The sequence below is a fragment of the Bradyrhizobium sp. CB3481 genome (assembly GCF_029714305.1).
Classification (GTDB): domain Bacteria; phylum Pseudomonadota; class Alphaproteobacteria; order Rhizobiales; family Xanthobacteraceae; genus Bradyrhizobium.
The window spans coordinates 1,344,971-1,367,535 of sequence record NZ_CP121647.1 but is presented as its reverse complement, the minus strand read 5'-3'; the positions used below and the strand labels follow the sequence as shown (position 1 = coordinate 1,367,535).

23 protein-coding genes and 1 pseudogene are annotated in these 22,565 nt (G+C 64.6%); 11 read left to right on the top strand and 13 right to left on the bottom strand.

Features of this window, described 5'->3' with window-relative positions:
- Positions 1-57: 57 nt before the first annotated feature.
- The 3 genes from QA643_RS06585 to QA643_RS06575 all read right to left on the bottom strand — a co-directional run bounded on the left by QA643_RS06585 (position 58) and on the right by QA643_RS06575 (position 2,754).
- Positions 58-540, bottom strand: coding sequence for a DUF992 domain-containing protein (locus QA643_RS06585; protein WP_283032384.1), 483 nt, complete (start codon positions 538-540; stop codon positions 58-60).
- Between the two features lie 285 nt (positions 541-825).
- Positions 826-1,347 carry a DUF992 domain-containing protein gene (locus QA643_RS06580; RefSeq protein WP_283032383.1) on the bottom strand — a complete coding sequence of 174 codons (522 nt, stop codon included), beginning with the start codon at positions 1,345-1,347 and terminating at the stop codon, positions 826-828.
- Positions 1,348-1,551: 204 nt separating this feature from the next.
- Positions 1,552-2,754 carry a pyridoxal phosphate-dependent aminotransferase gene (locus tag QA643_RS06575; protein WP_283032382.1) on the bottom strand — a complete coding sequence of 401 codons (1,203 nt, stop codon included), beginning with the start codon at positions 2,752-2,754 and terminating at the stop codon, positions 1,552-1,554.
- A gap of 190 nt (positions 2,755-2,944) precedes the next feature.
- On the opposite strand from QA643_RS06575, the gene QA643_RS06570 reads away from it, so the two are divergent.
- From QA643_RS06570 to QA643_RS06555, 4 genes are all read left to right on the top strand, one after another.
- Positions 2,945-4,174, top strand: coding sequence for a glycosyltransferase family 87 protein (locus QA643_RS06570; RefSeq protein ID WP_283032381.1), 1,230 nt, complete (start codon positions 2,945-2,947; stop codon positions 4,172-4,174).
- Positions 4,175-4,376: 202 nt separating this feature from the next.
- Positions 4,377-5,030, top strand: a complete 654-nt coding sequence (locus QA643_RS06565; RefSeq protein ID WP_283032380.1) for a glutathione S-transferase family protein — start codon at positions 4,377-4,379, stop codon at positions 5,028-5,030.
- A gap of 197 nt (positions 5,031-5,227) precedes the next feature.
- Positions 5,228-5,401, top strand: coding sequence for a hypothetical protein (locus tag QA643_RS06560; RefSeq protein WP_283032379.1), 174 nt, complete (start codon positions 5,228-5,230; stop codon positions 5,399-5,401).
- Positions 5,402-5,468: 67 nt separating this feature from the next.
- Positions 5,469-6,629, top strand: a complete 1,161-nt coding sequence (locus QA643_RS06555) for a PQQ-dependent sugar dehydrogenase (RefSeq protein ID WP_283032378.1) — start codon at positions 5,469-5,471, stop codon at positions 6,627-6,629.
- Between the two features lie 43 nt (positions 6,630-6,672).
- On the opposite strand, the gene QA643_RS06550 is transcribed toward QA643_RS06555, so the two are convergent.
- Positions 6,673-7,953 carry a M20/M25/M40 family metallo-hydrolase gene (locus QA643_RS06550; protein WP_283032377.1) on the bottom strand — a complete coding sequence of 427 codons (1,281 nt, stop codon included), beginning with the start codon at positions 7,951-7,953 and terminating at the stop codon, positions 6,673-6,675.
- Between the two features lie 114 nt (positions 7,954-8,067).
- The gene (locus tag QA643_RS06545; RefSeq protein ID WP_283032376.1) at positions 8,068-8,421 is read right to left on the bottom strand and encodes a DMT family protein; all 354 of its coding nucleotides are present in this window, start codon (positions 8,419-8,421) and stop codon (positions 8,068-8,070) included.
- A gap of 200 nt (positions 8,422-8,621) precedes the next feature.
- On the opposite strand from QA643_RS06545, the gene QA643_RS06540 reads away from it, so the two are divergent.
- The 3 genes from QA643_RS06540 to QA643_RS06530 all read left to right on the top strand — a co-directional run bounded on the left by QA643_RS06540 (position 8,622) and on the right by QA643_RS06530 (position 11,230).
- Positions 8,622-9,434 carry a PAS-domain containing protein gene (locus tag QA643_RS06540; RefSeq protein ID WP_283032375.1) on the top strand — a complete coding sequence of 271 codons (813 nt, stop codon included), beginning with the start codon at positions 8,622-8,624 and terminating at the stop codon, positions 9,432-9,434.
- Between the two features lie 118 nt (positions 9,435-9,552).
- Positions 9,553-10,014: a GNAT family N-acetyltransferase gene (locus tag QA643_RS06535; protein WP_283032374.1), complete on the top strand. Its 462-nt coding sequence runs from the start codon at positions 9,553-9,555 to the stop codon at positions 10,012-10,014.
- A 277-nt stretch (positions 10,015-10,291) separates the two neighbouring features.
- On the top strand, positions 10,292-11,230 hold the full coding sequence (locus QA643_RS06530) for an aldo/keto reductase (protein WP_283032373.1): 939 nt from the start codon (positions 10,292-10,294) through the stop codon (positions 11,228-11,230).
- Positions 11,231-11,385: 155 nt separating this feature from the next.
- On the opposite strand, the gene QA643_RS06525 is transcribed toward QA643_RS06530, so the two are convergent.
- The gene (locus tag QA643_RS06525; RefSeq protein WP_283032372.1) at positions 11,386-12,618 is read right to left on the bottom strand and encodes a DUF1501 domain-containing protein; all 1,233 of its coding nucleotides are present in this window, start codon (positions 12,616-12,618) and stop codon (positions 11,386-11,388) included.
- A gap of 5 nt (positions 12,619-12,623) precedes the next feature.
- Complete coding sequence (locus tag QA643_RS06520) at positions 12,624-14,183, bottom strand: DUF1800 family protein (protein ID WP_283032371.1); 1,560 nt, start codon at positions 14,181-14,183, stop codon at positions 12,624-12,626.
- A gap of 302 nt (positions 14,184-14,485) precedes the next feature.
- Between QA643_RS06520 and QA643_RS06510 the strand changes: the two genes are divergently transcribed.
- On the top strand, positions 14,486-15,196 hold the full coding sequence (locus QA643_RS06510; protein WP_283032369.1) for an HAD family phosphatase: 711 nt from the start codon (positions 14,486-14,488) through the stop codon (positions 15,194-15,196).
- A gap of 109 nt (positions 15,197-15,305) precedes the next feature.
- On the opposite strand, the gene QA643_RS06505 is transcribed toward QA643_RS06510, so the two are convergent.
- Together QA643_RS06505 and QA643_RS06500 are read right to left on the bottom strand one after the other, a co-directional pair.
- Positions 15,306-15,953: a VOC family protein gene (locus QA643_RS06505; protein ID WP_283032368.1), complete on the bottom strand. Its 648-nt coding sequence runs from the start codon at positions 15,951-15,953 to the stop codon at positions 15,306-15,308.
- A 105-nt stretch (positions 15,954-16,058) separates the two neighbouring features.
- A complete protein-coding gene (locus QA643_RS06500; RefSeq protein ID WP_283032367.1) occupies positions 16,059-16,679 on the bottom strand; it encodes a TetR/AcrR family transcriptional regulator in 621 nt (206 codons plus the stop codon).
- A 249-nt stretch (positions 16,680-16,928) separates the two neighbouring features.
- Here QA643_RS06500 and QA643_RS06495 point away from each other — a divergent pair, with 249 nt between their 5' ends.
- Positions 16,929-17,720, top strand: coding sequence for a crotonase/enoyl-CoA hydratase family protein (locus QA643_RS06495; RefSeq protein ID WP_283032366.1), 792 nt, complete (start codon positions 16,929-16,931; stop codon positions 17,718-17,720).
- On the opposite strand, the gene QA643_RS06490 is transcribed toward QA643_RS06495, so the two are convergent.
- The 4 genes and pseudogenes from QA643_RS06490 to QA643_RS06475 form a co-directional block, all read right to left on the bottom strand.
- Positions 17,674-17,898: a hypothetical protein gene (locus QA643_RS06490; protein ID WP_283032365.1), complete on the bottom strand. Its 225-nt coding sequence runs from the start codon at positions 17,896-17,898 to the stop codon at positions 17,674-17,676. The genes QA643_RS06495 and QA643_RS06490 overlap by 47 nt on opposite strands.
- A 269-nt stretch (positions 17,899-18,167) precedes the next feature.
- Positions 18,168-18,874 (bottom strand): annotated as a pseudogene (locus tag QA643_RS06485) (glutathione S-transferase N-terminal domain-containing protein).
- A gap of 137 nt (positions 18,875-19,011) precedes the next feature.
- Positions 19,012-19,245 (bottom strand): hypothetical protein, encoded by a 234-nt coding sequence (locus QA643_RS06480; RefSeq protein WP_283032364.1) that lies wholly within the window; start codon positions 19,243-19,245, stop codon positions 19,012-19,014.
- Between the two features lie 29 nt (positions 19,246-19,274).
- Positions 19,275-20,036, bottom strand: a complete 762-nt coding sequence (locus tag QA643_RS06475) for a sulfite exporter TauE/SafE family protein (protein WP_283032363.1) — start codon at positions 20,034-20,036, stop codon at positions 19,275-19,277.
- 335 nt (positions 20,037-20,371) lie between these two features.
- On the opposite strand from QA643_RS06475, the gene QA643_RS06470 reads away from it, so the two are divergent.
- Positions 20,372-21,277: a LysR substrate-binding domain-containing protein gene (locus QA643_RS06470; RefSeq protein ID WP_283032362.1), complete on the top strand. Its 906-nt coding sequence runs from the start codon at positions 20,372-20,374 to the stop codon at positions 21,275-21,277.
- A gap of 3 nt (positions 21,278-21,280) precedes the next feature.
- The gene (locus QA643_RS06465; protein ID WP_283032361.1) at positions 21,281-22,501 is read left to right on the top strand and encodes an NAD(P)-binding domain-containing protein; all 1,221 of its coding nucleotides are present in this window, start codon (positions 21,281-21,283) and stop codon (positions 22,499-22,501) included.
- Positions 22,502-22,565: the final 64 nt, after the last annotated feature.

Below are 22,565 nucleotides of genomic sequence, written 5' to 3'. Positions count from 1 at the left end.
TATGCCCAATCGACTGCCAGGTCACGCTGACCATGCCGAAAGTGAGGTGTGGTTAATTTAGCGGCCCGGCCGCAATTCCAGGCCTTCCAATCCGGCAGCAATACTGACGCCAACCTGGCCCTGCAGGCTCAGAGGCTGCAGCGCGATCGAATTGGCGGAGCCTCCGACCAGGACGTTGCCGCCGACACCGACGCCGAGCGTGGCGCTACCCTGCGCGCCGACATAGTCGCCGGAAAGGCCGCCGGGGCCGAGCTGCGCGACCGGCGCGAACACCGCCCAAGCGAGCGCGGATTCCTGGGTGATGCCGAGATCGAGGCCGACCTTGCGGATGGTGGCGATGTAGCGGTCCTCCGGCATCCCGTCGGCGCGCAGCACGCAGCCGAGATTGGTGACAGAACCGACGATGAACCCGACGCTGGCGCCGCCGCGGCACTCCAGCACGCCGACCTGCACGCGCTGTACCTGCTGCGCGTTGGCGCCGCCTATTGGGGACACCAACGAAGCGAGCGCGGCAGCGGCGAGGATGAGAGAACGACGCATGAAGTAATCTCCGGCTGAAAAAGCATGATGCGAGCAAGAGTCGACAAAACGGCCGTGCCCACTGCTGCTGTTCTATGCCATAGCTTCATGCGCCGTGCCAGAATGGCTGCGGCGTCATTCCGGCGATGCGCCGGGCCAATTCTACTTTGCATGGGGTTGTTTTCGCGATTTGTGTCTGGCGCCCCGGCGATGATCGGGGAAACGCATCTGTACTGCGTCCCGCATCCAGAACGACACAAGAAAAAAGGCCCGCTCACGCGGGCCTTTTCCGTAAACGTGTGATCCTCAGCCGCGGCGGTGATGGCGGCGGTGGCCGTGGCGGCGCGGGCCGCCATTGCCGTAGAACGGCTGCAGCTCAAGGCCGGCGATCCCGGCGGTGACATTGAGGCCGGTTTGGCCCTGCAGGCTGATCGGCTGCAGCGCGTAGGCGTTGGCCGGGCCGCCGACCAGGAAGTTGCCGCCGCCGCCGATGCCGATCGAAGCGTTGGCGCCGACGCCGCCGTAAGAGCCGGCGAGTTCGCCGCGGCCGAGCCGGGTGGTCGGCGCGTTCACCGCCCACTGCAACTGAGTCTGTTCGGTAATGCCGAGGTCGAGGCCGATGCGCTGCACCCTGGCGATGTAGGGCTCCGGCCGGCGGCCTTCGCTGCGGAACACGCATTCGAGGTTCGCCACAGAGCCAACCACGAAGCCGACATTCTGACCGCCCTGGCATTGCAGGATGCCGGCGCGAACCGGCGGCGCTGCGTCCGCGCCTGCGATCGGCGCGAGCAGCGCAAGCGTGGCGAGTGTCAATGTCAGGAAGCGCATGAGTCCCAGTCTCCGCATGATGATGAACAAATTTGGCGGAGCGGACAGGATGGAAGCGCCGTGTCGAAAACATGGCGCTTCGTCAAAAAAGATGACGCTTCGCAAAGAACCGATCAAAACATCGCGACATGCGCGTTTTCATCGCGCAACAAAAAGCCGTCCTGCATCAAGCGAATGCAGGACGCTTCGATCGCAAAACGCGCCTTATCTCAGATTGCCGCAGAAGCGCTGGATGCGTTTGCAGGCGTCCTCGAGGTCCGAGGTCTTGGTCGCATAGGAAATCCGGAACGCCGGCCCGAGGCCGAACGCCGAACCCTGCACGACGGCGACGCCTTCGCTCTCCAGCAGCTCGGTGACGAAATCCTCATCATTGGCGATCACCTTGCCTGACGGTGCGGTCTTGCCGATGGTGCCGGCGCAGGACGGGTAGACGTAGAACGCGCCTTCGGGGCGCGGACATTCGATGCCCTTGGCCTGGTTGAGCATCGAGACCACGAGGTCGCGCCGCTCCTTGAAGGTCTTGTTGTGCACGGGGATGAAGTCCTGCGGACCGTTCAGCGCCTCCACCGACGCCCACTGCGCGATCGACGATGGGTTCGAGGTCGACTGCGACTGGATCGTCGACATCGCCTTGATCAGTTCGGCCGGGCCGCCGGCGTAGCCGATGCGCCAGCCGGTCATGCAATAGGCCTTCGACACGCCGTTCACCGTCAGCGTGCGATCGTAGAGTTTCGGCTCGACCTGCGCGGGCGTTGCGAACTGGAAGTCGTCATAGACGAGATGCTCGTACATGTCGTCGGTCATCACCCAGACATGCGGATGCTTCACCAGCACGTCGGTGATCGCCTTGAGTTCAGCGCGCGTATAGGCGGCGCCGGTCGGGTTCGACGGCGAGCACAGGATGATCCATTTGGTCTTCGGCGTGATCGCCTTTTCCAGATCGTCCGGCCGTAGCTTGAAACCGCTGGAGGCCGGGCACACCACCGGCACGGATTCGCCGCCGGCGAGCGCCACCATCTCGGGATAGCTGACCCAGTACGGCGCGGGAATGATCACCTCGTCGCCGGGGTTCAGCGTCGCCATCAGCGCGTTGTAGAGCACCTGCTTGCCGCCGGTGCCGACGATGATCTGGTTCGGCTTGTAGGTCAGGCCATTTTCGCGCTGGAACTTGGCGATGATGGCTTCCTTCAGCTCGGGAATGCCGCCGACATCGGTGTACTTGGTCTTGCCCGCTTCGATGGCGCGGATCGCCGCCAGCTTGATGTTGGCGGGCGTGTCGAAGTCCGGCTCGCCGGCGCCCAGCCCGATGACGTTGCGACCCGCCGCTTTCAGCGCGCGCGCTTTATCCGTGACCGCGATCGTCGCGGACGGCTTCACACGGGCGAGCGAGGCAGACAGGAAGGGCATCATCATCTCCTGGCAAACGTCGTGACCTCAAAAATTCACGACTCTTTTTGATGGGAACGGGGCACCCTACGGCGCTGGGCGCTGCATCGCAAGAAGCTTGGCCAAATACCGTCGAACTTTAGGGAACATTAAAGCGGCCTCGGTACGGTCGGTGCAATACGGCGCAATATTCGGAAAATTCCGCGGTGAAATGACAAATATCTGGCAAGGGCTGCGATCCGGCGATTGGTTGACGGCGTCGCGCATGCGCGGCTACTGCCTGATCCTGCTCGCCCTGTCGGTCCTGGTCTTCGCCGGATGGATCGTTGTTTCCGACGGCCTGATCGACCGCACCGGCCAGCCGATCGGCACCGATTTTTCCAACGTCTATGCGGCAGGATCGCTGACCTGGCAGGGACGCGCCGCTGACGCCTATTCGCCTGTGCTTCAGCATGCGGCGGAGAAGGCCGTGTTCGACGGCCGCGAGGTGCCGCTCTATGGCTGGCACTATCCGCCGTTCTTCCTTGCGATCGCATTTCTCGTCGCAGCAATGCCCTATGCTGCGGGTCTCGCGCTCTGGCTGGTCGCAAGCTTTGCCGCCTACCTCGCGGCGATCCGCGCCATCCTGCCACGCCGCGAAACCTTGCTGGCTGCCACCGCCTTCCCTGCCGTGCTGGTCAATGTCGGCCACGGCCAGAACGGGTTTCTCACCGCAGCGCTGCTCGGCGGCGCACTGCACTGGCTCGACCGGCGGCCGTGGCTTGCCGGCGTATTGATCGGCCTGCTCGCCTACAAGCCGCAATTCGGCGTGCTGATTCCGATCGCGCTTCTGGCGGGCGGGCGCTGGCGCACCATCGGCGCTGCGACCTTGACAGTGGCTGCGCTGGTCGGGATCAGCTTCGCGATGCTCGGCAGCGGCATCTGGCAGGCCTTTGCCGATTCCATGAATTTCACGCAAACGGTCGTGCTCGAACAAGGCGGCACCGGCTGGCCGAAGATCCAGTCGATCTTCTCGGCCGTCCGCGCCCTCGGCGCGAACGTGCCGACCGCCTATACGGCGCAGGGCTCGCTGCTCGCGCTGCTCGCCGCCAGCCTCGCCTGGCTATGGCGCAGCGATGCCGCCTTCGAGCTCAAGGCGGCGGCGCTGGCGCTCGCCAGCCTGCTCGCAACGCCCTATGTGCTCGACTACGATTTTGTGGTGCTCGCGGTCGCGATTGCCTTCTTCGCGCGGCACGCGCTCACCCACGGCTTTCGCGATTTCGAGATCAGCCTGCTCGCCGCGGCCTGGATTGTGCCGCTGCTGTCACGCAGCATCGCCGGCATCAGCTACATACCCCTGGGGTTGCTGGTCGAGCTGGCTTTTTATGCGCTCATATTGCGGCGCGCCGCCCTCGACCGTGCGAGCCATGCGCCCGGCGCTATCCGCGTCGCGCAAGCGTGATCTTTGTTGTTCCCGCGTGTTGATGGAATCATTCTGCGCGCGTGCAGTGCGGCAATGGATTTCGACTTTTTCCATTCCGCGGGACTTGCGACGCAGTGACATCGGCATCATTGTTTAGCCGCGTTGCGGTGCGATCCGCCGACAGCGCGGGTGCGCAACCGCGGCGTGCGTGCTTCCTTGGGTCCGGGTGAAATCCAGAACGATGTACAAGCTCTATTCGATGCAGCGCTCCGGCAACAGCTACAAGGTCCGCCTTGCGCTGGCGCTGCTCAACGCGCCCTATGAGGCGATCGAGGTCGACATTCTGCGCGGCGAAAGCCGCACGCCGGAGTTTTTGGAAAAGAACCCGTCGGGACAGGTGCCGCTGCTGGAAGTCGCGGACGGACGCTATCTCGCCGAGTCCAACGCGATCCTCTGGTATGTCTGCGGCGGCACGTCGCTGGCGCCGGAGTCGCGGGTCGAACGCGCCGAAGCGCTGCAATGGATGTTCTTCGAGCAGCACGCGCTCGAGCCCAATATCGGCGCCGCCTATTTCTGGCTGTCGTTGGTCAAGGGCGGCCGCGACCTGCAGACGCATGCGCTGGAGGACTGGATGGAACGTGGTTATGCGGCGCTGCAGGTGATGGAGAATCATCTCAAGACCCGCGCCTATTTCGCCGCGGGGCAGCTGACGGTCGCCGATATCGCGCTCTACGGCTACACCCACGTCGCCGACCGCTGCGATTACGACCTCGCCACCTTCCCCGCCATCCGCGCCTGGCTGCGGCGGGTGGAGCAAACCCCCGGCTTCGTGACCATGGACTGGCGCCCGGAGACCGTGCCTGACGACGAGGCCGGTATCGCTGCCGGCGCGTAACCGCGACCGAGTCTGCCGGACGTCCTGCTCACATTCCCGCGAGCGCTACTCGAAAAGTTAACAATAGCGGGTATAAATTTAACCCTTGCCGTGATTTGGCCATTTTCGAGGGTCGGTCGCCGCAATGTTGCCGGTCCCGATTGCAAAGTTTTCCTGACACCGCGGGTGATTCGCCCCGCGTTACAAGGATCTGGACCATGATACGGTCACCCGGCACGGTCGGCTTCGGAGTCCGCTGTGCACCTGTTGCGTCTTCCCGATTGCTTGGTGCCATCGCCACCTCGCTCGCGATCGGCACACTGTCGCTCTGCCTCATGGTCACCATGACGGTGCTGTCGATCAAGGCCACCGTGGCGATGCCCATCCCCTGATATCAGCGGCCTTTTTGTTTGCATCATTAGCCAACGCGCGATGAGAGGCATCGCGATGTGGACCAGGATGAAAACACCTGTCGGCCTCGTGACCGCCGCACTGACGGTAGCGATCCTGCTTGCCCTGTCGTTTCTGATCGCGACCGGCACCCGCGGCGAACAGCCGGCATTCGACTCCTCGGCCGGCGAGCTCGAGGTCCGCACCATCGCCCGCGGCCTCGTCAATCCCTGGGCGCTCGCCTTCCTGCCGGATGGAACCATGCTGGTGACCGAGCGTCCCGGCCGCATGCGCGTGGTTTCAGTGGAAGGACAGCTCTCGCCGCCGCTCAAGGGCGTGCCCGAGGTCTGGGCGTCGGGCCAGGGCGGCCTGCTCGATGTCATCATCGACAAATCCTTTGCGCAGAACCGGACCATCTATTTCTGCTACGCCGAGCGGACCGAGGGCGGCGGGCGCACCGCGGTCACGCGCGCCAAACTCGACGACGGCAACGGCCGGCTGGATCAGGTCAAGGTCATCTTCCGTCAGCAGGGGCCGCTGTCGTCAGGCAATCACTACGGCTGCCGCATCGCACAGGCCGATGACGGCAATCTGTTCGTCACGCTGGGCGAACATTTCACCTATCGCGATCAGGCCCAAGGCCTCGACAATCATCTCGGCAAGGTGATCCGGATCGCGCCCGACGGCTCCGTGCCTTCAGGCAATCCGTTCGTTGGCCGCAGCGGCGCCAAGGCCGAGATATGGAGCTACGGCCACCGCAACGCGCAGTCGCTCGCGATCCATCCCGCCTCCGGCGAACTCTGGGAAATCGAGCACGGCCCGCGCGGCGGCGACGAGGTCAATCTAATCGGCAAGGGCAAGAACTACGGCTGGCCAGTGATCGGCTATGGCATCGACTACTCCGGCGCCAAAATCCACGATGCGACGGCCAAGGACGGCATGGAGCAGCCGCTCAAATACTGGGTGCCGTCGATCGCACCGTCGGGCATGGCGTTCTATACCGGAAAACTGTTTCCGAAATGGAACGGCAGCCTGTTCGTCGGCGCGCTGCGCGGCGCGATGCTGGTGCGCCTGACGCTGAACGGCAACACCGTCACCTCGGAAGAGCGCCTGCTGCAGAACCTGCACGAGCGCATCCGCGACGTCCGCCAGGGACCGGACGGCGCGCTGTGGCTGCTCACGGACAGTTCGAACGGACGCGTCTTGCGGGTGGCGCCGGCCGCGAAATGATTTTTGCGCCGGTGAGCGACCTCGCATCGCGTGGGCTTCAAACCTACTTCAGCTTGCCGGTAGACATATCCATAATCAGGCGCGTGGTGAGATAGAGGCGCGGCACGATGCTGTCGATCTTCACATACTCGGCATCGTTGGAGTGCGCGCCGAAGCTGGAAAGCCCCATGCCTTCGACCACGGCGCCTTTGGCCTTGAGGCCGGCGAATGCCGCGTCGGTGCCGCCGCCGGTCGCCTTCTCGGCGACGTTGAGCGCGAGGCCGATCTCCTGATAGATCGTTTTGCCATGCTCGGTGACGCGGCGCGCGGCGTCGTTCGGCTCGAGCGGCGGACGGCGCACCTCGAATTTCAGGCCCACCTTGGCGTCAGGCAATAGCCGGTTCTTGATCTTGTCCTGCAGCGCCTTTTCGAGCGCATCGAAATCCGAAACTTTGAGGGCGCGCGCATCGGCCTGGGCGGCGGCTTCGGCGGGGATCACGTTGCGGTTGGTCCCGGCGGTGGCGACGGTCCAGTTCAGCTTCAACCCCTGCTCCGGTTTTGACAGATCCTTCATCTGCAACAGCTGGTGCGACAGCTCATAGAGCGCGTTGACGCCGCCTTCCGGCCTTGAGCCCGCATGCGAGGCCCTGCCCTGCACCGTGAGATAGGCCGAGCCGATGCCGCTGGTGGCGAGCCGCAGCGTGCCATCGAGGCCGCCGCCTTCGAACGAAAACACCGCGTCCTGCTCCGCCGCGAGGCGGGTGATGGCGCTGCGCCAGGCGGGCGAAGAGATCTCCTCGTCGCCATTGATCAGCACGGTCAGTGTACCGTACCCGTTGAAGTTCAGCTTCTGCAGCAGCGCCACGGCATGGATGATGAGAGCGATGCCCTGCTTGTCGTCGGCTATGCCGAGCCCGTAGGCCTTGTCGCCATCGACGCGAAACGGCTGATCCTTCAGCATCCCCTTGAGGTACACTGTGTCCATGTGCGCGATCAGCATGATCTTCGCGCTGCCTGTGCCCTTGAACACGGCCTGCACGGCCGGGCCCACCTTCTCCGGCGTGTCGTCCAGGCGGTAGACGTCGGTGGGCTGCAGAACCTCGACAGTGGCGCCCAACCCCTTGAGCTGGCCGGCGATGCGCCCGGCGATCTGGTTCAGCCCGTCGATGTCCTTGCTGCCGGACTCGATGTTGACGAGATCGCGCAGCGTATCGAGCAGCGCCTGCTGCTCCTTCTGCGTCAGCGCGTGAACGTCCGTCACCGGCGCGGCGTGCGCTGCCGTGGCCGCCAGCGCCAAAGCGATCAAGGAACGCACGAAGGACGAAACAAGGCGCGATAGGTGCATGACGGCTTCCTGCTAGCGGGAAAAGCAGGAAGCTATCAACGTCCTTTCACGAAATCAAAAACGAAACGGGAAGGCGAGCCGGCGCTTTATTTCGAATACCAGATACAACAACCCTCACCCCCATTTGTGGAAGATCAGGAACGCGCCGATCGCGATGAAGAGAAAGCCGAGCGCATGGTTCCAGCCCAGCGGCTCCTTGAGATAAAGCACCGAGAACGCGGCGAACACCACCAGCGTGATCACCTCCTGCATGGTCTTGAGCTGCGCCGCCGAATACACCGCGCTGCCCCAGCGGTTGGCCGGCACCGCCAGCCAGTATTCGATAAAGGCGATCCCCCAGCTTACCACCACGACGACGGGCAGCGGGCTTTCCTTGAACTTCAGATGGCCGTACCAGGCAAACGTCATGAAGACGTTGGAGGCAAACAGCATCAGGACCGGGAGCAGCGTGGGCGAAACGGTGGGCATTGACGTCCTCTTGCAAAATGGCGTGCGCCAATCGTCGGGCGCGGTACGGCGTTCCTTAACTCGATATCATTTGATTTCAAAAGCACGAAAATCTTACGCACGCGGACAACGCTCTCTTAGGACTAGCGGCAGAAACGCGTGCACAATCGCAACAATCAGGCATGCTTGTGCCTTATTCCCGGCAAGCGGCGAGAACCGGCATGCAGTTCAACTGGCACGCAATCTCCGGTCCGATCCTCACGGCAGCGACGGCGCTCCTCGCCTTCCTGATCGACCGGCATTTCGTTGCCGTACCCAATCCCGCGCCGCTGTTCGTCTGTATCGTTGCGCTTTCCGCCGCAAGCAGCGGCATCGCCTCGGGCATGGCGAGTGCCGTCATTGCGGTAACGTCGTCCGCGCTGTTCTTCCTCAACCACCGCGCCACGCCCGGCTATGACATGTCGGATCTGTCGCGCATGTTGCTGCTGGCGGCGACCGCCGGCGGCACCGCGCTGATCACCGGCCTGCTCAGGCAGAAATGGATCGATACGCTGGCCTGGCAGGACAAGCATCACGCCACCGCCGATCGCCTGTCGGCCGCGCTCGATCAGGTCGATATCGGCATCGTACTGCTCGATGCCGATACCCGCGCCGAATTCATCAACCGCGCCTTCCGCGATTATTTCAAGCTGTCCGACGAGCAGGCCGACAGCAAGCCGCCCTTCATCGCACTGATGTATCACGGCCGCGACACCGGCGCCTGGCAACTGCCCGAGGACGAACTCAGCACCTTCATCGCCAAGCGCACCGAAATGATCCGCACCGGCGATTCCACACCGATCAACATCAACCTCGCCGACGGGCAGGTGTTGCGCTTCACCTGCACGGCGCTGCCGGACGGCGGCCGCATGCTGAGCTACATGCCGGTCACCGATCTTGTCCGCCACTCCGACGATCCCGGCAGCGCCGACTATTATCGCGCGCTGCGCGGCAGCCATCGCAGCCTCGCCCACCATCTCGGCGCCGCGGAGTAGCGGCGCGGCACCGCCGCGCTTTTTGTGACATTGATCCAGCATTGCCGCGTCTGTACTAATGCACAGACGTCTTTCGTGCGTCCCGGCGCGCCCATCTCACCAAAACGGAAATCCCGCAATGCCAGGCGACCTCACCATCCGCTTCGTCACCCGTCAGGACTACGCGCAATGGCTGCCACTGTGGGACGGCTACAACACCTTCTATGGCCGCTCTGGCCCGACCGCACTGGCGCCCGAGATCACCGCGATGACGTGGGCGCGCTTCTTCGATGCCTACGAGCCGGTGCATGCGCTGGTTGCCGAGCGCGGCGGCAAGTTGCTCGGACTGACGCATTATCTGTTTCACCGCTCAACCACCATGATCGAGCCGAACTGCTATCTGCAGGACCTCTTCACCGATCCGGCAGCGCGCGTCAGAGGCGTCGGCCGCGCGCTGATCAACGGCGTCTACGACCAGGCCAAGCGCGCCGGCTGCTCTCGCGTCTATTGGCAGACCCACGAGACCAACCACACCGCGATGCAGCTCTACGACAAAGTGGCGGAGCGCTCAGGCTTCGTTGTGTACCGCAAGATGCTGTGACAGGTCTGTGCCTGCCGATGCCGGCGTGCCTGTGGATAAGTCCCGCTGTCACGCCGGCGTAACACGGCGCGGATAGGTTGCAGCTGCGTCTGATCAGGCCCCCGTCTCAGATCACACGCCCCAAGCGGTCCCCGTCAGTCGCCGCGTCTGACCGGGGCCGCCTCTTTTTGTGCCGCATGGCTGCCAAGCGCGAATGCCGGAACTCCCGCTGCTTGCGGGTTGGCTCTGTGCGGGCCAAAATACCGGTCCTCTCCCGCTCTTCCCACAGGATCGATCCATGCAAATTCGCAACCTCGGCGGCTCCGGCCTGCGTGTTTCCGCCGTCGGCCTCGGCTGCAACAATTTCGGCCAGCGCACCGATCTGGAGACCTCGCGCAAGGTCATCCACAAGGCGATCGACCTCGGCATCACCCTGTTCGACACCGCCGACATCTATGCCGGCATGGGCGGCTCCGAGACCGTGCTCGGCGCGGTGCTCGGCGACCGCCGCAAGGACATCGTGCTGGCGACGAAATATGCCAAGCCCATGAGCAATGACGGCACCAAGCAGGGCGCCTCGCGCCGCTACATCATGGAAGCGGTGGAAGCGAGCCTGAAGCGGCTGAAGACCGATTACATCGACCTCTACCAGCAACACGACTATGACCCACTGACACCGATGGAAGAGACGCTGCGCGCGCTCGACGATCTCGTCCGCCAGGGCAAGGTCCGCTACATCGGCAATTCGAACTTTCCGGCGTGGCGCATCGCAGAAGCCGAAATGCTGGCGCGACAGATGAATGTGAGCCGCTTCATCTCCTGCCAGGACGAATACAGCCTCGTGGTGCGCGGCATCGAGAAAGATCTCTTGCCGGCAGCAGCGGAATACAAGCTCGGCCTGTTGCCGTTCTTCCCGCTCGCAAGTGGCCTGCTTACCGGCAAGTACAAGCGCGGTACAGATGCTCCCGCCGACACCCGCTTCGCCAAGGCGCCTGCCCTGAAGGACCGCTACGTCACCAAGCGCAACGAGGACATCGTCGAAAAGCTGCAGGCGTTTGCGCAAGCGCGCGGCCACTCCTTGCTTAAGCTGGCCTTCTCCTGGCTCGCCCAACGCCCGCAAGTCGCCAGCGTCATCGCCGGCGCCACCCGCGTCGAACAGGTCGAGCAGAACGCGAATGCGATCAGCTGGACGCTGAGCGTGGAAGAGATGGCGGAAGTGGATCAGATGACGAAGTAGGTCTTAGTTGTCGTCGTCCCTGCGAACGCGGGGACCCATAACCACAGAAGCTCGCGGTTGCGCCGCGCCGAGGCAACAGCGCCTTTCAGCAATTCTCTGCAGTGATTATGGGTCCCGGCTCAAGGCCGGGACGACACCGTGGGTGGGACTAGCATCTACCCAATCAACCCCTGCATCGGCTTCACCGCGCTGCTGTCCGGGAACACGTTCTCCGCCAGCACTTTGTCGGCGAGGCCGAACTGGTCCTTCAGCACGCCCTTCATCACCGCGCGCAAATCGGCGGTCGGGGCGAGGTCGCGGCCCTGGTAGAGGTTGGCGGGCTTCAGCCCCGGCCAGTCGGCGATCACGCGTCCGCCCTTCACGGCGCCGCCGGCGAGCAGCGCCAGCGTGCCGGTGCCGTGATCGGTGCCTTGCGTGCCGTTGATCCGCGCGGTGCGGCCGAATTCAGTGGCGACGATGATCACGGTATCGCGCCAGCGCGGACCCAATCCGGTTTCGAATTCGGCGAGCGCGCCGTCGAGGCCGCCGAGCAGTTGCGCGAGCCGGCCGACCGGGCCGCCTTCATTGGCGTGCGTGTCCCAGCCGTCGAACGCCAGTGCGCCGATCCGCGGGCCGTCATCGGCGGCCATCAGCTTGGCCGCACCGCGCGCCACCAGCCGCATCGCGCCGCCATTGGTGCCCGGCTTCGGCTTCATGTCGTCGCCTTGCGCTGTTTTGTCGAGCGCAATGCCCTGCTTCAACGCGCTCGCCAGCGCCGGATCGCGGTGCTGATAAAGCTCGACCAGCCGCATCGCGGTATCCTCGGCAGCTTGCGGCACTGCGACCGGCGCCCAACCGACGGTTGGCGCCGCGCCGCGCAACACCAGCGGCGTGGTCGGACCGACCGCAAGCGCGCTCGTCACGCGCTCACCTTTCGGCAGGCCTTCCAGCGCGCGATTGAGCCAGCCCGATTGCACCCGGCCTGGCCCGGCAAAGCCGCTCTCGAGCACGTCCTGCCCGTCGAAATGCGAGCGGTCGCGATAGGGCGTCGCCACGGCGTGGATCACCGCGGCTTTCTTCTCGCGGTACATCCGCGCGAATTCCGGCATCGCCGGATGCAGCGCGAAGAACGAATCCAGCGGCAGGGCCGCGTTCGGGCCATTCGACGTGAGCGCGATCGCGCCGTGCAGTCCGACGTAATCAGGATCGCCGATCGGCGCCACCGTGGCGAGACCATCGAGCGCGCCACGCAGGATGATCACGACCAGCCGCGGATCGCGGCCGTCGGCGGCGCGCGCGAATTTCGGCAGGTGCGCCCAAGCCGCAAAGGAGGCGCCACCGAGCAACACGCCACGCCGCGAGATCGCTGACGATCTGATGCCTTCGCAGCAATCCATCGTGGTCTCCATCGACGTCATCTCCTCTGGAATTCCGGCGACATCAGTAGCAGCGCCAGCGCCTGCTGGCGCGATTCCGCGCGCTCGATGGTCCGCCGCGTTTCGGCCGATGCCGCGTCCGCGGCGGCCAGCTCGAGCAGGTCGCGCGGATCGACGCCGTCGGCCAGCCGCGAGGCGATCTGCGCGGATATGTCGAGCCGCAGCTTGACGCCTTCCGGCGACGCCCAGGCTGCGCTGGTATCGGGAAAGCCGTTCGGCCCGGCGGGTGACCATAATGGCTGGCCCAGCGTGTTGAGGCCGCCGAGATAGCGGGCGGGATCGTTCGGGATCTGCGCCAGCAGCCGGCCGGCCGCGATCAGGAATTCATAGGGCGAGCGCATCTTGGCGAGCGGCGCCGCCCACGCCTCGTCGGAATCCACCAGCGCCATCGCCAGCGCCTTGAGATCGCCGTCCGTCCTGGTGAAGACATCGGTGAGCCGCGCCACCAGTGCGGGCGGCGGATCGTCGGCCACGAAGTGACGCACGAACTTGCCGGCGATGAATTTCGCGGTCGACGGATGGCGCGCGATGTCTGAAAGCACCGCCTCGCCTTGCGTCACGCCCGGGGCGTCGTAGATCTTGCCCATCACCCGCTGAGCGCCCGGCTGATGCGCATTGGCGTTGAATACAAAACTGCCGGGCGGCCCCAACTGGCCGAGCCTTCCGGCATAGGTCCAGCCCGTGATGACGTTGGCCAGCGCCGTCACGTCTTCCTGCGAATAGCCGCCGCCGACGCCGAGCGTATGCAGCTCCAAGATCTCGCGCGCCAGATTCTCGTTCAGTCCACGATTGCGGTTTCTCCCGGCGCGGGAGTCCGGCCCGAGCGACTGCTGGTTGTCGAGAAAGAACAGCATCGCCGGATGCTGCTCGACCGCCTTCAGCATATCGGCAAAGCGCCCGAGCACATAGGGCCGGATCGCCTCGCGCTCGAACGAGCCGGCCCACATCCGCGCCGGCCCGCCCTTGCTCGCGGAAATACAGAAATGATTCGACCAGAACACCACCAGGCGTTCGACAAATCCGCAATCGGCGATGATGGCACGCTGCAGCCGCGCGAGCGCCTCGGCGCGAAAGGTTTTCTGGATGATGTTGAGCGGTGCCGGCGGCCTTGGCGCGTTCGGCCGCATCGTCTCGGCCGGCGCCATCGTCGCATTGGGATTCTCCGGCGGCTTCGCCGCCTGTTCCCTCGACTGTTCCTTTGGCGCCATATCCATGGCGATGCTGTTGAGCGAAAGGTTTCGCCGCTGCGCTTTCGCATCCGGCGGCGATTGACCTTCGGTCGCGGGCGCTGCGGACTTGGCCGCCGCTTCGCGCGCCTGCTGAACTCCGAACTGATAGTCGAACACCGCCTTGCCGAGCGCCGGCGTCGACTGCAATCCCGGCACTTCGAGCAGCGCGCCGTTGGAACGAGCGAGATCCGCCTTGACGAAGCCGCGCGGATCGGAGGCCGCATTGAGAAAATCGCCGGAGGCTCCGCCGCGCGCGCCGAAGCCAAAGCGATTGAGCGCAACCAGCGCTGCTTGCGAATCGCGGGCCATCGGATTTCCCTTGAAAGATCCACCGGCGTATAGTGCTGCGAGAGTATAGCGTGGTTCAACGTGAACCCGTGATTAATTCCACGTCAGGAAATGGCCTCATCGATGACAAGCCGTCCGGAACATCAGCCCCCGCGGCGCCTCGCCTGCGCCTCTTGCGGCACCGAGTTCGGCTGCAACCTGTCCGGCCCGTGCTGGTGCAGTGACGAGGCATTCCGGATGCCGATGCCTGTGGACGGCGGCGACTGCCTCTGCCCGGACTGCCTGCGCAAACTCGCCAAACGGCGCACGGAGGCGGGTGCTGCGTGACCGGAAAATGGAACGTCAGTGCCGTCCTGCTCGACATGGACGGCACGCTGCTCGATACCGAAAAGGTCTATTTCGACAGCCTCGTCGCGGCGCTCGATGCGGCCGGCTATGCCGATGGTTCCGTCGCGCTGTGCCACGCCATGGTCGGCCTTCCCGGGCCGGCCTGCGAAGCGATGCTGCTCGATCGTTATGGCAAAGACTTTCCGCTGGCCGACATCAACAACGCCTTCCTCGTCAACCGCGACCGGTTGATGGAGGCCGGCCTGCCGCTCAAATCAGGCACGATCGAACTGCTAGACGCCCTCGCCGCCGCCAATTGCCCGACGGCGATCGTGACGTCCTCCTCCCGGCGTAACGCCGAGCGCCATTTATCGCTGGCCAGAATCCGCGCGCGCTTCGACACCATCCTGACACTCGACGACGTCACGCACGGCAAGCCGAGCCCCGATCTCTATCTCCTCGCCGCTTCGCGCCTCGGCTTCGCTCCGCAACTCTGCGTCGCCGTGGAAGATTCCAACCACGGCGTCGCCGCCTTCCACGCCGCCGGCGCAATCACGATCATGGTGCCGGACATGGCACCGCCGACAGAGGAGACGCGGGCGAAATGCGCGGCGGTGCTGCCGGACCTGAATGCCGTGCTGGCGATGCTGCACGAGCGCGGTGTGTTTGAGCGCCGATCGCTCCGCCCGGGAAACGAAGTGCCGTAGGGTGGGCAAAGGCGCTCTTACGCCGTGCCCACCGCGGGATACGGCACGAAGATGATGGTGGGCACGCTTCGCTTTGCCCACCCTACGAAACCGATCGTAGTTGCGAACGCTACTCCGCGGGCCCTGCAAACAGCAGCAGGTTGCCGTCCGGATCCTTCACGATGAAATCGCGCGCGCCCCACGGCTCGCGTCTTAGCATCTGGAAGAACGTCACGCCCGCCGACTGATAGGCGAGGAAGAGCTTTTTGATCTCTTCTGCCGTCGCGACCGTCAGCGAAGCGGCAAGCAACTCTTCACGGTCGCGCAGTTCGGGATCGATCGGCGGCCGGGCGACGCAGCGCAAATTGATCCGCGCCGCGTCGCGCGCGACCTGCGCGTAGAATGGCGGCTCTCCGTAGGTGAACACGATGCTGAAGCCCAGCTTGCCCGTGAAGAAATCGCAGGACGCCTTGATATCGACGACGAAGAGCTGGGGCTCGGCGGCGGTGATGACAACAGCGGTGGTCGTGGTGTCTGCATGGTCTGGCATGGTCGGCAATCCCATCTTGAGCGCCTGCCAGCTTTCGAAACCATGCTGCCGCGCGACCAGTTCCTGCGCATCGCTCAGGCGAAAACTGTGCGCGAGGATGTCAGGATCGGTCATCTGGCTGAAGCGAGGCAAGCCCGACCTGATCTGGGCGGCGACCGGATAGTATCGGTCACGATGCCAGCGCAGGATGAGCTTGGCCTGTTTGCGAAGGTTTTCGAGATTGGGCATGGGCGCAGCTACTGATGACGTCGCGTAGGTGGGCATAGCCCCTTCGGCCCAAGCCGATGCGCCCTACATGCAGCGTCAGCTGGATGCCGGGCCATCTCGCGGCTGTCAATCGGCCCCGGCGAGGCGTCTGCGCTGACGCCGGCTCCGCCGCCGCACCATCGCGGCTGCCATCAGAGAAGATGCCGCCTCGCCCGCCGTTTCCATGTAGGAGGGATCGCGGTGCAGCAGCACGACGGCGAAGGAGCCATCCAGCAGCAGCAGGATTTGCCGCGCGAGCTGCAACGGCTCGGCGACGCCTTCCGCCGCGAAGGTCGCGCGCAGCCATTCCTCGAACTTCTTCTTGTGGGCGGCGCCGATCTTGACCGCGGGATGACCGGGCATGTTGGCGAGCTCGGCGGACGTGCGCAGGAAGCCGCAGCCCTTCCACTTCGGATGCCGCGCCGAACGGGCAAGGTTGCGGAAAATGGCTTCGACCTTCGCAGGCAAATCGCCCTCGGCCTCCGAAAACCATTTTCGGAACAGCGCAAGATTCGGCTGATCGCGGCCGGCGAGATAGGCCGTCACCAGATCGTCTTTGCTCCTGAAATGATAATACAGCGTCCGCTTGGTGACGCCGGCCTTCTCGGCCACGGCGTCGACGCTGACGCCGCGAATGCCGTCATTGTAGAACAGCGCGTTGGCCGCCGAGATGATGCGTTCGCGCGTCGGAGTACCCGTTCGTGCCATCGCACCGATGTATACTAACCAGTGAATATACACAACGCGGCCGGGCTTCTAGTCTATCCCCGCAATCCGGCGCTGTTGCGGAAGTCTTAGGGCGCCGTCCGCGTGCCCCGGACGCAGCGCAGCACGCAAGTGATGCGCTGCAGAGCCGGGGCCCACCACCCGGCATTGGTCCCGGCTCTGCAGTACGTCACTCCGCGCCGCACTGCGTCCGGGACACGAGATCGTCAACCCTTAGCAGAGGCCTTCAAGATGTCCGACCCCATCCTGCTCGAAACCAGTGACGGCCTTGCGATGGTCACGCTGAACCGCCCGGACAAGCTCAATGCGCTGAACTACGCGCTGATCGACCGCCTGATGGCGGTGCTGGACACGGTCGAGACCGATGCTGCCGTACGCGCCGTGATCCTGACCGGCGCAGGCGGGCGCGCCTTTTCCGCCGGCGCTGACATCCACGAATTCTCCGGCAGCGTCCGCCAGGGCCGCGACACGGCGATTCGCGACTTCGTGCGGCGCGGACAGGCGATGACCGCACGGCTCGAAGCGTTCCGCAAGCCGGTGATTGCCGCCGTGAACGGCCTCGCCTTCGGCGGCGGCTGCGAGATCACCGAAGCGGTTCATCTTGCCATTGCCAGCGACCGCGCGCGATTTGCCAAACCGGAAATCAATCTCGGCATGCCGCCGACCTTTGGTGGAACGCAGCGGCTGCCGCGGCTCGCCGGCCGCAAGCGCGCGCTCGAACTGCTATTGACCGGCGATCCCTTCTCGCCGGAACGGGCGCTGGAGATCGGGCTGGTCAACCGCGTGGTGCCGCATGATGCGCTGCTGCCCGCCGCGCGCGAGCTGGCGCAGCGGATCATCAGGCATTCGCCGCTCGCAGCTGGCGGCATCATCACCGCGGTGACCCGCGGACTGAACATGGCGATTGCCGAAGGGCTGCAGGTCGAGAGCGAGCAATTCGCGGCGTTGGTGCCGGCCGCCGACCTCGCCGAAGGTATCAATGCCTGGATCGAGCGCCGGACGCCGCGCTATCGCGGCTGCTGACGCCGGGCGCAACACTGGCGGCGATCACCGCCCGCATATCGCCGGCGAGTTCGCGGTAATGCAGGCCGAGGCGCAAATACAATTCCCGCTTCGCGGCATCGTCAGTCAATTTGCTGATCAGATCGCACTCGGCGGCGAGAGTCTCAAATCGCTCCAGTTTGCTTTCAAATTCGGTCATGACCCGCCTCCCCTGAACGGCCATTGGGGAGACAGCTTACGCCTTCATTTTACGTCAAAGCTAACATCGTTATCGGATAGAACTAATTTACAGCCTCGACGATTGCGCGCGAAGGCGCACAATCATGAACTGCCGACCTTCGCTGACGAGGCTCACAGACTGGCCGTCATTGCGAGGAGCGCAAGCGACGAAGCAATCCATCTATCCGTTATGCGGTAACGTGGATTGCTTCGCTAACGCTCGCAATGACGGTGGGAGGCCGGCCATTTCTACCGCACCACCGCGGCGGTCTGGCCGAACAGGATCTTCCGCTCCTCCTCGGTGCGGTTGACCGGTTGGCCGAAATTCGGATTGACTTCCTTTGCTTGGCGTAGGCGCGCTCGGTAGCGGGGCGGGCGCGGATCGCCTCCAGCCAGCGCTTGAGATGCGGGAAGTCGTCGATGTTCTGGCTCTGGTTCTTCCACGGCACGACCCAGGGATAGGAGGCCATGTCGGCGATCGAATAGTCGCCGGCGATGAACTCGCGGTCGGCGAGGCGCTTGTTGAGCACGCCATAGAGGCGGTTGGTCTCGTTCACATAGCGGTCGATCGCGTATTTGATCTTTTCCTGCGCATAGACATTGAAGTGATGGTTCTGTCCGGCCATCGGGCCGAGCCCACCCATCTGCCAGAACGTCCACTGGATCGCGTCATAGCGGCCATAGAGATCGGCGGGGAGGAATTTTCCGGTCTTCTCGGCGAGATAGAGCAGCATCGCGCCGGACTCGAAGATCGAGATCGGCTTTCCCCCGCCCTTCGGTTCATGATCGACCATCGCAGGGATGCGATTGTTCGGCGCGATCGCCAGAAACTCCGGCTTGAATTGCTCGCCCTTGCCGATATTCACCGGAATGATCTTGTACGGCAGCCCGGTCTCTTCAAGGAACATCGTGATCTTGTGGCCGTTCGGCGTGGTCCAGTAGTGAAGATCGATCATGGGGCGATTCCCGCTATGCGTTGATTTTCTTGTTTTCGCCAAAAAGATGCGATTGCATGAATTTGGGCAGATCGCCGCCCCAAGTCAACCGGCGATCGAGCGGCAAGAGCGCTGCACGCGCGAATGTGATGAATGGATCATGCGCGGCGGCCATGCTCGCGCAGGAACTTTGCGCCGCCTTCGGTGATCGCGACGCGCACGCCGCCCGCCGCTGGCTCGCGCGCGACATAGCCGCGATCGACCGCATCCTCCCAGATCGCCAGCCGCGGGCATGAGGTGCGCCACGTTTCGATCACCTCGGCATAGAGCCGTGGCTCGCGCGCGATCCATTCGACGAGATCGAGCACCAGTGCGTCCGCTGTCTCGGTCATCGGCGCCTCCGCATCAGAAGCGATCCAACTCAAAACGCCAGCGCGCTGTTGCGCGTGAACAATAGCCAGCTTCCATAGAGGATGTAGTAGCCGGCGACCGTCGTGATCAGCCGGTTCGCCCAGGTGCGAAACTGCGCGTCGCTCATCGCTTCCAGAATGCGCCGCGCCAGCGTGGTGCCGAGCATCGAGGCAGCGATCGCAACCGCGGCCAGCACCGGATCGAGCGTCGCGGCCTGGTCGATGATGCCGCCGAAATAGACCAGCTTTGTCAGATGGCTCGCCACCTGGCAGGTCGCCTTCGTCGCCACCACTTCGCGCCGGCCGAAATTGCCGCCGAGAAAGAACGTGTCCATTAGGGGGCCGGAGACGCCGGTCATCAGCATCAGCCCCATGCAGATGAAGCCGTAAAAGCTTCCCTGCCAGATGCTGTCCGGATTGGGCTTGAGGTTCTTCGGCATCAGCCGCGCCATGAACGGCGTCGCGCCGAGCAGCAGCAGCGCGACCGGCTTGTCCGGCACGTAGCGGGTCAGCGACCACAGGCCGAGCGCGAGCCCGCAGCCAATCAGATAGATGAACACCGGCCGCCAGCGGATATGCGCCCGCCAGAGAAAGGCGCGCCAACCGTTCGAAGCCATCTGCGTGATCGCGTGCAGCACCATCGCGGTCGGCAGCGGCATCAGCACCAGCAGTACGCCGATCAGGATCATGCCGCCGGCCATGCCGAACAGGCCCGACAGAAACGCCGTCGCGACCATGAGGGCACCGAGCGCTGCGATCATCAGGGGCGTCACGAAAAGTCTCCTGCGTAAGCGCTGCCAGGTTGAGTTGCGAGCGCTGACCTCTTCCCCCTCTCCCCGTCCTTCACGGGGTCGAGACGAGCGAAGCTCGCTCTTAGAGGGTCGGGATGAGGGGCTGCCTCCGCGAATTCACTCACAGCCGGACTCGCGGAGAAAGCCCCTCACCCGGCGCTTCGCGCCGACCTCTCCCCGCGAAGTGCGGGGCGAGGTTGAAACGAGCAAGCCACACTGATTCAACCAAAGGATATCACAGCTATTGTTGTGCCCCGCTTGGACGACGCCTGCAAACTGAGTTATCTTGCTCTGGCATCAGTTTTCCTGAGGGTTAAGTGCGGCGGCTGCTCTTTCTCAACGGCATCAAGGCGTTCGAAGCGGCGGCGCGGACTGGTAGCTTCGCCGCCGCCGGGGCCGAGCTCAACGTCTCCGCCGCCGCGGTCAGCCGGATGGTGCACCTTTTGGAAGAGCGGCTCGGGGTGGCGCTGTTCGAGCGCAAGGCCAACCGCCTCGTCACCACGGCAGCGGGGCGCGCCTATCAAGGCGGGCTGACCCCGATCTTCGATGCGCTGGCGAGCCTGACCGCGCAGGTTACCGCGCCATCCAGCGTCCGCGTGCTGACCATCGGCGTCGGGCCGACCTTTGCGATGAAATGGCTGATCCCGCGGCTGGCCGAGTTCCGGAAAGAAGAGCCCGACATCGACGTCCGCATCACCACGGGCGGCGCGGCGGTGCCGTTCGGCGATGACTGGAGCTGCGGCATCAAGCTCGGGAGCGGCGAATGGCCCGGCCTGATCGCCGAGCCGCTGTTTGCCGCCGATCTGCTGCCGGTCTGCGCGCCGCGCCTTGCCAATCAGCTCAAGCGCCCCGCCGATCTGAAGGGCCCGACTCTGCTGCGCGTGGCGCATTCGCCGGACGACTGGCCGTCATGGCTGGAAGCCGCCGGCGCGGGTCGCATCACCGCCCGCGGCCTCCAGTTCGACCATTACGGCCAGGCCCTGCAGGCCGCGGTCGACGGGCTTGGCATCGCCATGGGAATCCGTCCTTATATCGACGACGACCTCGCCGCCGGGCGACTGGTCGCACCCTTCGCGTTAAGCGTTCCGAAGGGCATGCGCTGGTACCTGGTCTATCGCGGCTTCAGCACCGCCCAACGCGATTTCACTGCCTTCCGGCGCTGGATCATCCGCGCCGCGGCGGAGCCCGCCCAACGCCGCAAGAGCCAACGCCAGGTTGGATAAGAAATGCCGGATGAAAAGATCGAAACGCTCGTGATCGGCGGCGGCCAGGCCGGCCTCACCATGAGCCACCAGCTGAAGCAGCGCAGCCTGCCGCATCTGGTGCTGGAGCGCCATCGCATCGCGGAGCGCTGGCGCAGCGAGCGCTGGGACGGGCTGAAATTCCAGTTTCCGAACTGGTCGGTGCGGCTGCCGGACTTTCCGTTTCCGCACGATGATCCCGATGCGTTTTCCGACACTGGCACCATTATCAGATATATCGAGGCCTATGCCGAACTCGTCGCGCCGCCGATCCGTTGCGGCGTTGCGGTCACGCGGCTCGCGCAGCGCGGCGGCGGAGGTTTCATCGCCGAGACCACGGATGGCACGATATCAGCCGAAAACGTCGTCGTCGCCACCGGCCCCTATCAGCGCAAGGTCATCCCCGACGTGCTGGGCGATCATCCAATTTTTCAGGTCCACGCCAGCGATTACAAGAATCCGGCGCAGCTTCCGCCGGGCGCCGTGCTGGTCGCCGGCGCCGGCGCGTCGGGGGCGCAGATCGCGGAGGAATTGCAGCACGCCGGCCGCCGCGTCTATCTCTCGATCGCACGGCATCGCCGCCTGCCGCGGCGCTATCGGGGCCGCGACTTGATCTGGTGGCTGGCCGACATGCGGCTCGACCAGATGACGCCGGAGGAGCGCGGCTCGGCGCGATTGGGCCCGGTCATTTCCGGCGCCTATGGCGGCCGCACCATCGACTTCCGCAACTTCGCCGCCGAGGGCATGGTTCTGGTCGGACGCATCGAGGCGGCGCAGGACGGCGTCATCGAGATCGCGCCCGGCCTTGCCGAAAGCCTCGTCGATGGCGACCTCGTCTACTCCACCTTCCTCGACACCGTGGACGCCTATGTGAAGCGGCGCGGGCTCGACCTGCCCGAGGACCCGGACGCCCGCACGACCGTCGCCGACCCGCCTTGCGTCACCACCCCGCTGACGCGCCTCGACCTCGCTGCCGAGGGTATCACGTCAGTGATCTGGGCCACCGGCTACGGCGTCGATTTCGGCTGGATCGACGTCCCCGTGCTGGACGAGCGCGGCGAGGCGGTTCACCACAACGGCATCTCGGAAGTGCCGGGGCTGTATTTCCTCGGCCTGCAATGGCTGTCGAAGATGAACTCCTCGTTCCTGTCAGGCGTCGGCGACGACGCCGCCGTGCTCGCCGACCACATCCGCACGCGGCGCTAGTTCGCGGCTAGCCCCTTGACGCGTCGCAGTGCGCAGTGACGCGGTGCATGCTCGAGACCCCCAA